The sequence below is a fragment of the Faecalitalea cylindroides genome (assembly GCF_028321995.1).
Classification (GTDB): Bacteria; Bacillota_I; Bacilli_A; order Erysipelotrichales; family Erysipelotrichaceae; genus Faecalitalea; species Faecalitalea cylindroides.
The window spans coordinates 86,765-101,051 of record NZ_JAQLXG010000001.1 but is presented as its reverse complement, the minus strand read 5'-3'; the positions used below and the strand labels follow the sequence as shown (position 1 = coordinate 101,051).

Annotated in this window: 15 protein-coding genes and 2 pseudogenes; 2 read left to right on the top strand and 15 right to left on the bottom strand. The window is 34.4% G+C overall.

The genetic code is table 11. The features are described 5' to 3' along the window. Nucleotides 1-90 precede the first annotated feature (90 nt). From PND65_RS00635 to PND65_RS00595, 9 genes are all read right to left on the bottom strand, one after another. A complete protein-coding gene (locus PND65_RS00635; RefSeq protein ID WP_022356264.1) occupies nt 91-735 on the bottom strand; it encodes an HAD family hydrolase in 645 nt (214 codons plus the stop codon). Nucleotides 736-751: 16 nt separating this feature from the next. Further along, nucleotides 752-1,747 (bottom strand): SIS domain-containing protein, encoded by a 996-nt coding sequence (locus PND65_RS00630; protein ID WP_271990022.1) that lies wholly within the window; start codon nt 1,745-1,747, stop codon nt 752-754. A 23-nt stretch (nt 1,748-1,770) separates the two neighbouring features. Then, nucleotides 1,771-2,199, bottom strand: a complete 429-nt coding sequence (locus tag PND65_RS00625) for a secondary thiamine-phosphate synthase enzyme YjbQ (protein WP_271990024.1) — start codon at nt 2,197-2,199, stop codon at nt 1,771-1,773. 2 nt (nt 2,200-2,201) lie between these two features. After that, nucleotides 2,202-3,053, bottom strand: a complete 852-nt coding sequence (locus tag PND65_RS00620; RefSeq protein ID WP_271990026.1) for an amidohydrolase family protein — start codon at nt 3,051-3,053, stop codon at nt 2,202-2,204. Nucleotides 3,054-3,058: 5 nt separating this feature from the next. Continuing rightward, nucleotides 3,059-3,889 carry a PTS system mannose/fructose/sorbose family transporter subunit IID gene (locus PND65_RS00615; protein ID WP_423782548.1) on the bottom strand — a complete coding sequence of 277 codons (831 nt, stop codon included), beginning with the start codon at nt 3,887-3,889 and terminating at the stop codon, nt 3,059-3,061. Continuing rightward, a complete protein-coding gene (locus PND65_RS00610) occupies nt 3,876-4,643 on the bottom strand; it encodes a PTS mannose/fructose/sorbose/N-acetylgalactosamine transporter subunit IIC (protein ID WP_195295509.1) in 768 nt (255 codons plus the stop codon). The genes PND65_RS00615 and PND65_RS00610 overlap by 14 nt, the downstream gene beginning before the upstream one ends. A 16-nt stretch (nt 4,644-4,659) precedes the next feature. Next, nucleotides 4,660-5,133 carry a PTS sugar transporter subunit IIB gene (locus PND65_RS00605; protein ID WP_022356258.1) on the bottom strand — a complete coding sequence of 158 codons (474 nt, stop codon included), beginning with the start codon at nt 5,131-5,133 and terminating at the stop codon, nt 4,660-4,662. Between the two features lie 11 nt (nt 5,134-5,144). Next, on the bottom strand, nt 5,145-5,555 hold the full coding sequence (locus PND65_RS00600) for a PTS sugar transporter subunit IIA (protein WP_195295507.1): 411 nt from the start codon (nt 5,553-5,555) through the stop codon (nt 5,145-5,147). Nucleotides 5,556-5,660: 105 nt separating this feature from the next. Beyond that, entirely contained in the window at nt 5,661-8,354 is a 2,694-nt protein-coding gene (locus tag PND65_RS00595) for a sigma 54-interacting transcriptional regulator (RefSeq protein ID WP_271990029.1), read from the bottom strand. Between the two features lie 154 nt (nt 8,355-8,508). On the opposite strand from PND65_RS00595, the gene rpoN reads away from it, so the two are divergent. Further along, entirely contained in the window at nt 8,509-9,735 is a 1,227-nt protein-coding gene (gene rpoN, locus PND65_RS00590; RefSeq protein WP_271990032.1) for an RNA polymerase factor sigma-54, read from the top strand. A gap of 94 nt (nt 9,736-9,829) precedes the next feature. Here the strand turns inward: rpoN and PND65_RS00585 are convergent, their stop codons facing one another. The 6 genes and pseudogenes from PND65_RS00585 to PND65_RS00560 form a co-directional block, all read right to left on the bottom strand. Beyond that, nucleotides 9,830-10,360, bottom strand: a complete 531-nt coding sequence (locus PND65_RS00585; RefSeq protein WP_270459783.1) for a hypothetical protein — start codon at nt 10,358-10,360, stop codon at nt 9,830-9,832. Between the two features lie 160 nt (nt 10,361-10,520). Next, nucleotides 10,521-10,847 (bottom strand): annotated as a pseudogene (locus tag PND65_RS00580) (carboxymuconolactone decarboxylase family protein); the annotation flags it as partial. 13 nt (nt 10,848-10,860) lie between these two features. Then, nucleotides 10,861-11,262 (bottom strand): annotated as a pseudogene (locus PND65_RS00575) (cupin domain-containing protein); the annotation flags it as partial. A gap of 55 nt (nt 11,263-11,317) precedes the next feature. Beyond that, a complete protein-coding gene (locus PND65_RS00570) occupies nt 11,318-11,911 on the bottom strand; it encodes a flavodoxin (RefSeq protein WP_271990035.1) in 594 nt (197 codons plus the stop codon). 1 nt (nt 11,912) lies between these two features. Further along, nucleotides 11,913-12,767 carry an aldo/keto reductase gene (locus PND65_RS00565; protein WP_035403754.1) on the bottom strand — a complete coding sequence of 285 codons (855 nt, stop codon included), beginning with the start codon at nt 12,765-12,767 and terminating at the stop codon, nt 11,913-11,915. A gap of 1 nt (nt 12,768) precedes the next feature. Beyond that, nucleotides 12,769-13,236 carry a flavodoxin gene (locus PND65_RS00560; RefSeq protein WP_271990038.1) on the bottom strand — a complete coding sequence of 156 codons (468 nt, stop codon included), beginning with the start codon at nt 13,234-13,236 and terminating at the stop codon, nt 12,769-12,771. A gap of 102 nt (nt 13,237-13,338) precedes the next feature. Between PND65_RS00560 and PND65_RS00555 the strand changes: the two genes are divergently transcribed. Further along, complete coding sequence (locus PND65_RS00555) at nt 13,339-14,178, top strand: LysR family transcriptional regulator (RefSeq protein ID WP_271990040.1); 840 nt, start codon at nt 13,339-13,341, stop codon at nt 14,176-14,178. Nucleotides 14,179-14,287: the final 109 nt, after the last annotated feature.

The following is a 14,287-nucleotide window of genomic DNA, read 5'->3' as shown; positions in this document are numbered from 1 at the left end:
CTTCCAAGAGCTTAATCAAAATTACATTATAGAAAAAAGACTTGTATTTGACATCCAGATCAAATCAAGTCTTTTTCTTTTATAAAATCATTATAGATTTTGAATATAAACATAAGCTTCTAAAAAATCATCAAAAATATGATCTGCCAATGTCTGATCAAAATTAAATCGAAGATCTCTATGTGCTAAGGTATACATACCCGCTCTTTTAGCCGCCGTGATCCCAATTGTAGAATCTTCTAAAACAACACATTCATCGGATGATACCCCAAGTTGTTTTGCGGTATAAAGATATATCTCCGGATTTGGCTTACTTTCTTTAAAATCTCTTCCTGTGACCACCAAATCAAAATAACTATCGATAGAACACTCTTTTAAACATTTTGATATCAGTTCCATAGAGGATGATGACGCAATCGCAAGCTTATAGTCAGGCTTTAGTTTTTTTAAAATATACCGTATATATGGATTTAACATATCTGAATATGAATAAGTTACATCTTGCATCGTATCGTGATATAAAGATTCTATTTGTTTGCTAGTAATTCCTTTTCCATACCATTCAGCCATTTTTGAAAAGGTGAATTGATGAGAAGAGCCAGCTAATTGATTTATCTCTTTTAATGGTACATCGATACCTTGCCGTCTATAAAATTCAAACACTTTATTTCGAAAGAAGGGTTCTGAATCAACCAGAACCCCATCCATATCGAATATCACTGTTTTAATTTTCATAAAACAGCCCCTTATTTTAATAATCTAATGCTTTGTAGTAGCGGCGAATATCGATTGGATGTCTTCTACAATGTTCAAGATGAACATTCAATCGCATAAATGCTGAACGCATTACAATTGGAGACAACATTCCTCTAAATTCATCACTGATACCGTTCAACTTAAAGTCTTTTGTATCAAATGTAGTAACTTTAGCACTAACACGATGAACAAACTTTTCAGCACGATCCATTTCTGGACGTGTCTTATCTTCTCCCTTGATCAAAATAACCGGAATATCTCTTTCAATAACTTCCAAAGTTCCGTGGAAGAAGTTTGCTGCTGAGATTGGTCTTGTTCTCATCCATTGCATTTCTTCCATGATACACATTCCATAACATACAGCCCAATCTTCCAAGTTTCCTGAACCAATCAAATATGTTAATGGTTCATCACAATATTTTTCAGCATATTCCTTCATCATTGGATCTGCATCTTTATAGATTTGTACAACATTTTCTGGCATATTCTTTAATTCAGAATAGAATTTGTCATATTTATCAAATTGTCCTGCATTTTTCATGAAGCGAAGAACAACAGTATACCACCAGTAATATTCTCCACCAAAAGTATTAACTAAATGATCGACTTTTTCTGCTAATGGTGTACCTAGCTTTTCTACATAACCAATAACTCGGGCCCCAACTTCATGTGCTTTGTCAACCGCTGCTTCTACTTCTACAGTATGTCCTGAAAGAGATGAGATAACAACAACAGAATCTTTGTTGAAGTTAGCATTTCCTTCATACATAAAGTCCTGAGCATTTTCCAAATAGATTGGTAAAGTACAGCCTAATTGTTTTGCTGTATGCATGATCTGCCCAGCATATAACAATGTTCCTCCAATTCCAAACAAGAAGATATTTGAATATCCTTCTTCACAGATCTTATCAACGATCTTCTCTACTTCTGGTACTAGATTTACTCCATTTGTGTGTTCTGTACGAACTCTATTTTCATCAAAATTTAACATAGTTTTCTACCTTTCTTATTCTACTATTCACCTTGAACTTGTATAAATATATTTCTTGTTTGTGGTCCATCAAACTCTGCAAAATATACATCTTGTGCTTTGCCGCATTCTAACTTTCCATTTTCTATGACCATAACCGTATGATTACCGCAAAGCATCGATTTTAAATGCCCGGGAGCATTGCCCCCTGTTGCTCCATAACTCAACAGAAAGTGAGAATGAGCATAGTCATGATCAAGTGGAACAAGTCTTTCCAATGTCTCTTCAATGTCCGTCATCAAACAAGGAAGATTCTCATTGACCATGATTCCAGAGGAAGTATGCGCTGTTATAACAAAGACCAAACCTTCTGTAATCCCGGATTGGCTGATACATTTTCTAACTAATTCAGTAATAGGAATAATTTCAAATTCCTTATGTGTGATAACTTTTTCTTTAAATGTTTTGACCATACTCACTCTTCCATTCCAAGAAATCTCAAAGCATTTTCTCCCATGATCTTTGATCGGGTAGCTTCTCTTAAATTCAATTGATCAAGTCCATATTTGATTCTTCTTGGTTTAAAACGTGGACTGTTAGAACCAAACATAACTTTATCTTTTAAATTATTTTCCAACCATAAAGAGCCTAACTGATTTTCAAATATATCTTTCATGAACTTTCTAGGCGAATCCATATACAACATTGCCGTATCTGCATATACATTCGGATATTTAAGAAGCAGTGCTGCTGTTTCATGGATCCAAGGCCATCCAAAATGTGCTAAACTAAATCGTAATTCCGGATATCGAATTGCCACTTCTTCAAACTCTAAAGGTTTAGCGTATTTCATTGGTGCATCACTTTCCCATGACATACCTGAATGAAAGACAATCGGCTTATTCTTTTTGATACAATATTCGTAAATTTCATTCATCATAGGATCTGAAGGATAAAAATGTTGTTTAGAAGGATTCAGCTTTAATCCACTCAAATGATATTGATCAAAAGCTTTTTCCAATTCTATCATTCTATCTTTGCGATACGGATCCACACTTGCAAATCCAATAAAGATATCCTGATTATCTTGTACAAGTTTATATATTGTTTCATTATCTGGAATTTGAACCTTACGAGTTGTTGTTAGATCAAGTGGCAACAGCACCATTTTATCAACTTTAGCATCCTTAAGTTCTATTCTGGTCATTTGCATGTCATGGCCAGACATCAATCCCCATCCCATTTCTTTTTTACTGATTTCTATTGCTTGTGAAGTTTTAAATGCTTCATTCATCAACCAAGGATGAGCATGCATATCTATGATCATATTATCTACCCTAGAATACCTAACCAAGAACAAAGAATACCAAATACAACCGTTCCTAAAAGAATTACAATGACATTCACTTTTTTATTTAATAATTTGTAGTAAACACCTAAAGCAGCCAAGCTTAGCATTCCTGGCATCAAACCATCTAATACTCCCTGGATTGCAACAGCTCCTTCACCAGTACCAATGGTCAGCGGTGTTGATACAACGACGAGTTCATTTGTCATTCCACCGATAACCATAACTCCAATGATCGATGCAGCATACATGAACTTTTCCATCAATCCAGATTCTTGGATCTTATTCAAATAATTAGCACCAATTTCATATCCTTTAAAGGCGCCGATATAACGAACTAGCATAGCAGGAACATTAAATACCAACAAGAATAAGATTGCTCCTAAAATGCTGCCTTGCATCGCGATAGAAGTACCAATACCTACTGCCAAAATTCTCAAAGTTCCTAAGAACAATGAATCTCCGATTCCAGCTAAAGGCCCCATCAAAGCAACCTTGACAGCACTGATAGAAGATGTATCAAAATCTTTATCCTTGGCATTCATTTCTTCCATTGCCATGGTAATACCACCAATGAAAGTACTAATATACATATTTGTATTAAAGAATTCCATATGACGCTGCATAGCATCTTTTAATCTTTCTGGATCATCTTTATATAACTTCTTGATCGTAGGAAGCATCATATATTCAAATCCCATATGCATTTGGCGTTCATAATGCCATGAGAACTGAATCGTAAATGATCTCCAGAACATCTTCATTATATCTTTTCTAGTGATCAATCCTGTTTCATTATTTTTAGAAGTCATCATCGTCTCCTCCATTTTCTACTGCAACCGGTGCAGATTCTTTAAAATCAACTTTGATCAATGCGGCCAATACACCAAAGGCGGCAATACCTACTACTGGTACTCCCAGATAAGCAGATAACAAGAAACCTAGGAAAAAGAATGCGATAACTTTCTTATTCATGATCATCTGTGCCAACATTGCAAATCCTAGTGCAGGCAATAATCCCGTAGCAACTGTTAATCCATTGGTAATTACTTCTGGAATAGAATTCACAACATTCTCAATTGCAGTACTTCCCAATAAGAATCCGGCAGCTACAAGCACTGCTAAGATCGTACATGTCAAGAAACCAGCTCCCATATGTACCATACCAACAGCTTTTGCATTCCCTTTTTCAGCATAACTATCAGCTAAACGTCCTAGCATTGGACGAACCGTTGTGAAAATAAAATTATCAATCACACTTGCCAATAAAGCAATTGGATATGCCAACGTAACAGCAACTTCAGCTCCACGACCTGTTGTGATCGCAAAGGCTGTACCCAATACACCACCAACAATAACATTTGGCGGAATAAAAGCTCCTATAGATTGAGAACCAATAAAAGCCAATTCTAGGAAAGCGCCAATTGTAATTCCACTTTCTACATCCCCTAACACAAGACCAACCAATGGTCCTAAAACGATTGGCTTTTGAATCAAGCAATCTCCTAAAGCCAAATCACATTTTCCGATAAATGCTATACATCCTAATAAAATCGCCTGAACAACCATTACTTACACCTCTTTTCTATTCAATGACTGTTTTTGCATCAATGCTTGTATCATTTGGAACCATACGAATTTCTACATCAATTCCTTTATCGATCAATTCTTTGATCATCTGTTCCTCTTCTTTAGTAACATTGATTGCTTTAGAAACATTTCTTGTTCCTTCTCTAGGTTTTGTTCCCCCTAGATTTAATGATTTGATCTGACTGCAATTCTCTGCAAGTTTGTAAGCATCCGCTATGCTTTCTACTACGATAAATAATTTGTATTTATCAGTAACACCACTGTTAATGGCTTGAATAGAATCATCTACATTTTTGATAACAAGCTTAACACCTGCAGGTTTAGCCAGTTTGATAGAAGTTTTTCTAAGATCATCTTTCATAACAGCATCATTGGCAATCAAGATACAGTCAGCGCCTAACGCACTTGTCCATGAAAATGCAACTTGTCCATGCAATAGTCTGTGATCTACCCTAAATAATTTGATCATATTCCTCTCCTTTAGAAATCTTCATCTGTTTCACTAACTAAATTTGTCAATAAAGTAATTCCTTCTCGAGAACTATCCAATAATTCTTCGTAATCTTCACTAGGAATACCTTCCTGATATCTGAGCACGATATCCAATGCCATACCCAGATTCATCCCGGATAAAACAATAACGTTATTAAGTTGTGTTAGCTGGGCCAAAGTCGTGTGAACACTTCCTCCCTTGATATCACACAAAATTATTACTTGCTCATCACTATTAGGAATTTCTTTTAGCAATTTCTGGTAATAATCGTTGGGGCTTTCTCCTGGATACAAGCTATATGTTTCTACTTTATCCGATAAAGAACCTGCCAACATATTCACTGAATTTTTCATTCCTTTAGACAAATCCCCATGTGAGGCAAATATAATCCTACACATTGTTTCCCTCCTTTCTCCTGTAACGTTTCACCTATATACAAGCAATTTTCGTGCCATAGAGAAGTTTTTTAAAAAAAGATGTTGAAATAATCAACATCTTTAGCCTTAATTGTTCTTTACATAATTATAAATATATGTAATTTCCTCTACTGGAATCGAAACTCCATAAAAATCTTCAACTTTCTTGAATGATCGCTTCATATAATTAATAAAGTCTGGATGCTCTTTTTGAAAATCCAAACATTCAAGATAAGATTCATTCCCTCTAAACAAAACAAGTCGTTCGATCAGACAACTTATATGTACATATAAGCCAAAACAAGCACGATTTGACAATTTGATCTTTAAAAGAGTTTGTAACTGATCTATAGCATCGGCAACTTGCTCCAACAATTTATTTGGATTCAATATCGTTAAATGACTCATAATGTTTGATAATGAAAAATTACGTAATATGTTTCGATTAAATTCCTGAAGATCTGTTTCATCTAGATATTCATTGAAATACTCATCTAGTTTATTGTCTGAATTGCCCAAGATCAAATCTTCAATACCTATAAACTTGATTTCTTCTATATTGGGATCTAAAGTACCAATGACACAAAGTACATTATACTGTTCAAAGACAGAAGCTTTTGCTCCTTGAGATAACAGTTCATTATAATTATAGATCTGTACTTCAATATGACATTGTTCCGGTATCGAATCTTCGATCGTAGATTTTAATTTTCTAGCTGTATCATAGCCACTAGCACAAGAACAAAGAATCAAAGGAAGTTTATCTTGATTCTTTTCAATATGGTACATCAAACTAGCTTTTACATTAGAAATCGTATTTTTTAATAGTTCTTCCATCGGTATGTTCATACGAACACCATTTCCAATTTCCAAAGCCATAGGAGTACTTGCATTATTGAGTATACCTATACTCATTTTTTCTAAATTCAATCCTTTATATATTTCCTCCAAACTTCCCATGTCGACCAAAAGATATAATTCTTTGATTTTCTCAAGTCTGCCTAAATAAATCTTTAGTTTTTCGACCATAGTAGCTGTATCAACATGTAAAGGCATATCGATCGCATCAAATATATATTCCCCTAAAAAATGATTGGCTGCATTAGCGATACTGCTTGCGGTAGAGAATCCATGAGCCAACACTACACAAGCTTTTTGTTGGAGCCTTTGATCCGACTGAAGATTATAGACATAAAAAATAAACAGACAAACAACGATTGGATAAACTTCCATTTCTAAATAAGATTTCAAATACGTACATATTTCTAAAGAAATATTGGCAGCGCGGAAAAATTCCGATTCTAAAAGTTGATTGAGATCTTCACAATCTTCTTCATGTTGAAGACTCCATTTTCGAAAATCATGACAATCAAGATTCAATTCTTCTAGATAACAGGCAATGGCCAAGATATCATTATTTGTTAGCTTGATGCCATATCGGCTTTCAATCATATCAAAGATTCTTTGAACACCTCTTTTATAATATTCAATTTGTGGTGTTTCTTTTTTTCTAAATATCAAATTATCAAAATAATTTTGAACGATCTGTTTGCCCGTATTCACCAATTTCCCAATATCGCGTTCTTTGCGATATGTTTGATACGTTTGAATGATTTCATCATTTAACTGAATGATTTCCTTATCATGACTATAAAACATTTGAAGATCATCCACTGAAACGTATTCTTCTGTATCTTGTAATGTTTTAGGATTTTCATAAAGTTTTGTAAGAACATGCAAAGGCAAACTTGAAAGATGTATCAATAAATTGTTTCCTTCTCTATCAAACAAGGAATTGACACAGCATGATTGTATGATGCTCTTTAGTTCACCAATATTTCCTGCTAATTTACTCGATAATAAAGTGTTATATACTTTATTGCTCATTTTTATCTTGCATTGCAATCTCTGTTCCTCATCACGAAATAATTTATAGATCAATTCGATTTTTTCCTGAACGCTTCTTTGACCCATTGAAGGTATCGTTATTGTCATAGGTATACGTCTGAGCAAAGTTTTAAGAAGAACATTTTCAGGGTTTTCTGTTGTCGCAAAAATCAATCGAACTTTTGATTTATACCATTTATCATTATCTCCTACCCTATGATAAATTCCCTTATCCATGAAGAGAAATAATTTTTCCTGACATTCAGATTTCAATTCATGAACTTCATCTAAAAATAATACTCCCTGATCAGCTAATGCGATCAGCCCGGCATTATCTTTATCCGCCCCGGTAAAAGCTCCTTTTACATGTCCAAACAAGTTTGCCGTTAACAATTCAGGATTATTGGCATATTCACTACAGTTTACTGTAACAAATCTGCCTTTAATTATATTATTATTTTTAGCCCATTCATACGTTAATTGAGCAATATAACTTTTCCCTGTTCCGGTTGCTCCATATAACAACAAGGGTAAGCCTTCCGGCGGATAAGCAATCGTTGCCTTACATTGTTTTACAATTTCTCTAAGTGATTGTTCATGGCCTACCAGTTTTTCAAAATCATGCAATTCTTGTTTTTGAAGCGCTGTTTCTAATGAAGAATAGCTTGTTTCAACCATAGGTTTTCCTTTTTTATGAAGGTATTCTGTTGTCAGATATTTATAAGGTTTTTCTTCGATCCTTGTCAATTTTTTTTGATTTATGAGGCTTTTTAATAAAAGTGCACATTTATTACGTCCAATTTGGAATTTTTCACTAATTTGATCCAATGTATTTTTTTCAAAGTCTTCATTTTGACAATTTTGGTCTATATATTTCAACAGCTTTTCTTCCATGATCATCCACTCCCTTTACGTTTTATATCATATACTAATTTTAAATCGAAAGAAATATTTATATAATTACAACATCATTAATTTCCTTTAGCGACTTGTCAGATCTATTTGATAGAAATATAATCAATTTAAGACGGAATAAAGGGAATATATCATGAAGACCAACTTAAAACTTCAACCAACTTTAAAACAAACTCTCCATTTAAGCACTTCTATGAAGAATCACTTAGAAATCTTAAATATGAGCTCTGAAAAAATAATAGATCATATTCGCCAGCTGGCAGATAGAAATCCTTTTATCGAATTTAATCCCAATGAAGACATTCATGAACTTTTAATGAATAATATTTCTACAGCTCCTGTTTTAAAAGATGAGTTATATTTTCAACTGCATACATGTAATAGAAAATATGATTCAGCTATTACTTCTTATATTATTGAATCCCTTGATGAAAATGGTTTTTTTAACATTCCTATAGAGCAAGCTTGCAATGACCTTCATGTTCCTAAAGATAAATTTATACAGAATCTAAACTTGATCCAAACATTTGAACCATGTGGTGTAGCTGCAAAAAACAGTATTGATAGCCTCTACATCCAACTATCTAGAAACAATCAAACTCCAGCTCTAAAACTATTAAAAAACTACCAAAATGAACTATTGAACAACGATCTTTCTTCCATATGCAAACAAATGAATCTTTCTTTTGATCAAGTAGAAAATATTTTGTTAGAAATAAGAAAATGTAATCCTTATCCTTGCAACATGTACACCACACAAAAAACACAATGGATCTTACCTGATGTAGAAATCAAGATAGAAGATGGAGATATCATAATCGAACCAAAAGAAATTGGAGATGTTAAATATATCAAGCCACAAGAAAAGATCATTGATCCAGAATTAAAGCAATATCTAAATCAAGCTAAATTCACTATTGATAGTTTAAATAAGCGAAATAAAACATTATTAGTCGTTGCCAATGAAATCATAAATAAACAAAAAGGATATTTTTTGTATAGTGACGAATTAAAACCTCTCACCCTTAAAGAATTAGCTAAGTCAACCAGTCTGAGTGAATCAACGATTTCAAGAACTGTGAACAGTAAATATTATCTGTATCAAAACCAAGTTTATCCTTTTAGAAGCCTTTTTACTTCCAAAACAAAAGAAGGAACCTCAAGAGATTCCATACAAAAAGCATTATTATATCTAATAGAAAATGAAGATCCTAATGCTCCATTACTAGATGAAGAAATTGTAGAACAACTAAAAGATCTGGAACTCTTTGTTTCTAGAAGAACAATATCAAAATATCGCAAGGAAATGAGAATTTTGAATTCTAAACAACGCAAAAAAGCATATAATTCTCATACATAATAAAAAGAATAAAGTTTTAAAATGGATCCTGTAAACATCATTCTTTATAATACCTTGTAATATGGACAACAATATTAAAAGTATCTTGAAGAAATTAAACCCCATATCGTTCTTTAAACTGGTCATACCGTTGCTCTTTTAGATCTTCGATATTTTGTTTTCTTGCCTGATCGACAAAATGCAATGGGATCGATGCGGTTGCCAAAATCATGGCACCGCCAATCGCCATGATAATCAACCAGCGAAGCCCCGATCGAAGCATGAACTTTTCTGTCATGCGGTTGATCTCATTGACATTGAGGACTTGGGCGTATTGTTTTTTACCGCACTTTGGACAGTGAAGCTTTTTGGCATAATAATTATAATGAGGCCGATTAACCAAGGCCCCTTTCTCAACCTTGGTTTTCGTTACGCTTCGGTGTTTTGAAAAATGGGTTTTTGTAAATTCTGAAGCATCGACATCGTAATGTGTGCCACACGTTTCACACTGTACATGTGCAACAAAATCTTGCGAAACAATGACATCTTTGCTATGCCGGATAAAACAGATCCCGCAAAAGATCACCCATACCATCAAAACAACACCCATGATGATCAGTATAATTACATTTGGTGCCAAAAACATCCCTTCTTTCCTTTTATGTTCTTTTTTGATTTTTTTCAACATAACAATTAACGTTTTGTTAACTGTGTAGTCCCTTAAATAAAGGCTATTTAAAGAGTTTTGCGTGCTACTAGCGTGCTTAGATTGTTTTATTCAAAATCGAATGATTAAAGATTCCTTATTCTTTATCGCTCCAGACTTCTTTTGCCATACGGAACACCGCCCAGGCCTTAGGCCAGCCGCAATAGAACGCAGCATGAGTAATGATCTCAGCAATTTCTTCACGTGTAATGCCGTTTTTCTTGGCACTCATTAAATGATAACGAAAAGATTCATCTGTTAGTCCCTGAGCCATGAGAGCAACTACGGTAACCAACGATCGATCTCTAAGTGACAGTTTATCCTCTCGACTCCACACTTCCCCAAAAAGCACATCATCATTAAGCTCAGCAAATTTAGGGGCAAATTCTCCCAAAGAATCTCTTCCTGCCGTTTGTTTTATAGCCATATCTAATACCTCCCTACAGCTTATTATACTCTTCTTCCGTTACAGGTTCACACCACTCGTTGTCGCAGTTTTCACCCGGTACTTCTATGGCGATATGAGAGAACCAGCTGTCTTTTTTTGCTCCGTGCCAATGTTTAACATTTGGCGGAATCATTACAACACTTCCAGCTTTTAACCCGACTGCAGATTTTCCTTCTTCCTGATACCATCCTTCACCAGCGATGCAAAGAAGAAGTTGTCCGCCACCTTTTGTCGAATGATGAATATGCCAGTTATTGCGACATCCCGGTTCAAAGGTAACGTTAGCAGCGAAAAGGTCACTTTGAGGATCGGTTAAGGGATTCAAAAATGATTCCCCGATAAAATATTTAGCATATGTCGTATTTGGTTCACCCATACCAAATACGTTTTGTTTTTCAAAGATTTCCTTGTTATTACACTTCATATTGCTGACCTCCTGCGTTTTCTTTTCAACTTAGGTTGAGTTCGTTCAGCCATTCGACGATCTCATCTTCATCGACATTTGAACTAAATCTTCTTGCTTCGCCCCAATCGGCATTAGCCGCAAGCGGAGTTAAGTTATCGAGATTGAAATCAGATGATGCAGATGTCGCAAATGGAATGATCGTCTTATCCGAGAAATCATTTTCTTTCACAAAATCTTCGACAACCCAACTCAGTTCTTGCCACCAAACAGGAGCTCCTAAAAAGATATAATCGGCATCGCTAAATTCATCAAAATCAGTAGTTGTAAGTTCAACTTCTAAATCCCCATTTATATGTTCTTCGTATTCAATAGAAACTCGACTTTGCTCATCACTGTAATTTAGATCCTCTTCGCTATAAGGGTCCACAGGTTCTAATTCATAGATAGGAATATCGAAGTGATCTGAAATTGTTTGGGCTACTTTTTCTGTGTTTCCGGTAGCTGAATAATAAACGACAATTGCGTTTATTTCATTACTGTGCGAGCTGGTTTCTTCAACACTTTCATCTGTGCTGCAGGCACATAAAGAGAAGGTAATCAAAATAGCGGTAAGCAATGATATAAATTTCTTTAACATCTTATTGTCTTCTTTCCTGGATCAGTTGACCAAACCATTCGATAATGCCTGGATCTTGATGGCTGAAGAAAGAAGATGTCTTGGTATCAAGCGTTTCAATTTTCTTCATATCATCATTATCAAGTTCAAACGAATAGATATCAAAGTTTTCTTTGATTCTTTCTTGGTGCACAGATTTAGCCAAAGATACGATGCCTCTTTGATACAACCATCTAAGAATCACTTGAGCTACACTCTTATTATGTTTTTCTCCGATTGCTTGTAAAACCTCATTGTGGAACATGTTGTTTCTACCTTCCGCAAACGGTGCCCAAGCTTCAAGAACAACACCATATTTGTCGGCCCATTTCTTGGCTTCGACCTGTTGATTAAAGACATTTACTTCGATTTGATTGACCATTGGTTTGATCTTGGCAAACATACATAAATCAACTAACCGGTCTGGATAAAAGTTTGACACACCGATTGCCCGTACTTTACCTTCTTCGTATAACTTTTCAAGATCACGATAAGCCGCATAATAATCACCCACCGGCTGATGCAAAAGAATAAGATCTAAATAATCTGTTTGCAATTTTTTTAAAGACTCTACGACCGAATCATAGGTCTTACCCTCTCCATAATTATCGATCCAAACTTTAGTCGTTAAGAAGATCTCTTTTCTTGGAACATCACTTTCTTTTAAAGCTTCTCCCACTTCGCTCTCATTGAAATAAGATTGCGCTGTATCAATATGACGATAACCTGTCTTTAAGGCTGTTAAGACACTTTCTTTACAGTCTTCTTTACTGACTTGATAAACACCAAATCCGTTAGCTGGAATCTCTACACCATTATAAAGTTTCATTGTTTCCATTCTAAATCTCCTCGCTTTCTATAAATTGAATGTGTTCTTCTTCACTTTTGTTGAATAATCCTTCTTTAAACTCGATATTTTGATCAATCTTTCTAAGATCTTTCATACTATTGATCATATATTGGGAATCATTAGTATAGCTGTTGGCAAAGATATACACTTTCCCTTTATAACCTTTAATGGATTCAATAAATGTGGCAATCGGCATTGGAAATGTATACCACCAAATTGGGAAAAACAGAAAAATCTGATCATAATTTTCAAAATCAATATCCATCGGCTTGATTGCTGGATGAATCTTTTTGTTTACTTCTTCTTTCGCTTCTTTGTAAGCACAGATGTCATAGTCATCGGAATAAGGAATCGCTCTTTCGATTCGAATGACATCATACTTTTTCTTTTCATTGATCTTATCAACCAGCTTTTTTGTGTTGTTTGACCAACTAAAATAAGCTACAAGCGTCTTCATCTTCATCACCTCCACTTGCATTGTAATATGTCGATGTTTAAAACGTTTATATCGATTTAGAAAGATAGTATAATAAAATCGAATACTGAAAGAGGTGTTAATATGATCGATTCCCAGCTTTTATCCTATCTTATCGTTTTTTCAGAGACAGGTTCACTATTGAAATCTAGTGAAATTTTACACTTATCGCAACCGTCTTTATCGAAGGCAATGCAAAAACTTGAAGCTGAACTTGATCTTACTATTTTTGACAGAACCGGAAATAAGATCACACTCAATGATGATGGTAAAGAAATTCTTTATTATGCTAAAGACATCATGATGATGATCAATAAATTAGAAACTAAAGCAAAAGATTTAAAAGAGAAAAATCAAAGTTTAAATATAGGCTTAACAGCCCCTGGCCCAATGTTCAAATTTCCTTCATTGTTTGCGCCGACCAGTTTGAATAAAAAGATTTCCGTTTCAACAGAAGATGAAAAAGATCTTTTAAAGAATCTTTTAAACAATATCTATGATATCGTCTTTGTTAATAACCCGATAAGCATTGATAATGTGATATGCAGAAAGGTAATGACCGAACATCTGTATGTTTCAGTCCCTGAAACGCATTTTTTATCAAGATTTAAAGAAAGCATTCACTTTAGTGATATAGATGGCCAAACTTTCCTTTTATCTTCAGATATAGGGTGTTGGACTAGCATCTTAGACAAACATATGAATAAATCGCGTTTCTTAAAACAAAGTGATCCTAACGAATTGAAAGAGATTGCAGAATATTCATCAATTCCCAGTTTTGTTACAAATATAAGTATGAATGCAAATTCCATTAAGAATCGAATCAATATTCCAATCATTGATGAAGATGCGTATATGGATTTTTATGCAGTATGTAAGAAAGATAAATCAGAACTTATCAATTTATTGAAACAAAACCGGTAGAATGGTATTAAAAATTAGAATCCTGTGTCCTGAAAATACGGTTGCTGCACAGCAATATAAAAACACACAATCCTTGTTTTCATTCTTGCAGGTTTTCGTATATTAAGAG

Bases quoted from the DNA above. Each gene is read 5' to 3' on its own strand.
- PND65_RS00635 (WP_022356264.1), bottom strand. From the start codon at position 735: ATGAAAATTAAAACAGTGATATTCGATATGGATGGGGTTCTGGTTGAT.
- PND65_RS00630 (WP_271990022.1), bottom strand. From the start codon at position 1,747: ATGTTAAATTTTGATGAAAATAGAGTTCGTACAGAACACACAAATGGA.
- PND65_RS00625 (WP_271990024.1), bottom strand. From the start codon at position 2,199: ATGGTCAAAACATTTAAAGAAAAAGTTATCACACATAAGGAATTTGAA.
- PND65_RS00620 (WP_271990026.1), bottom strand. From the start codon at position 3,053: ATGATCATAGATATGCATGCTCATCCTTGGTTGATGAATGAAGCATTT.
- PND65_RS00615 (WP_423782548.1), bottom strand. From the start codon at position 3,889: ATGATGACTTCTAAAAATAATGAAACAGGATTGATCACTAGAAAAGAT.
- PND65_RS00610 (WP_195295509.1), bottom strand. From the start codon at position 4,643: ATGGTTGTTCAGGCGATTTTATTAGGATGTATAGCATTTATCGGAAAA.
- PND65_RS00605 (WP_022356258.1), bottom strand. From the start codon at position 5,133: ATGATCAAATTATTTAGGGTAGATCACAGACTATTGCATGGACAAGTT.
- PND65_RS00600 (WP_195295507.1), bottom strand. From the start codon at position 5,555: ATGTGTAGGATTATATTTGCCTCACATGGGGATTTGTCTAAAGGAATG.
- PND65_RS00595 (WP_271990029.1), bottom strand. From the start codon at position 8,354: ATGGAAGAAAAGCTGTTGAAATATATAGACCAAAATTGTCAAAATGAA.
- rpoN (WP_271990032.1), top strand. From the start codon at position 8,509: ATGAAGACCAACTTAAAACTTCAACCAACTTTAAAACAAACTCTCCAT.
- PND65_RS00585 (WP_270459783.1), bottom strand. From the start codon at position 10,360: ATGTTTTTGGCACCAAATGTAATTATACTGATCATCATGGGTGTTGTT.
- PND65_RS00570 (WP_271990035.1), bottom strand. From the start codon at position 11,911: ATGTTAAAGAAATTTATATCATTGCTTACCGCTATTTTGATTACCTTC.
- PND65_RS00565 (WP_035403754.1), bottom strand. From the start codon at position 12,767: ATGGAAACAATGAAACTTTATAATGGTGTAGAGATTCCAGCTAACGGA.
- PND65_RS00560 (WP_271990038.1), bottom strand. From the start codon at position 13,236: ATGAAGACGCTTGTAGCTTATTTTAGTTGGTCAAACAACACAAAAAAG.
- PND65_RS00555 (WP_271990040.1), top strand. From the start codon at position 13,339: ATGATCGATTCCCAGCTTTTATCCTATCTTATCGTTTTTTCAGAGACA.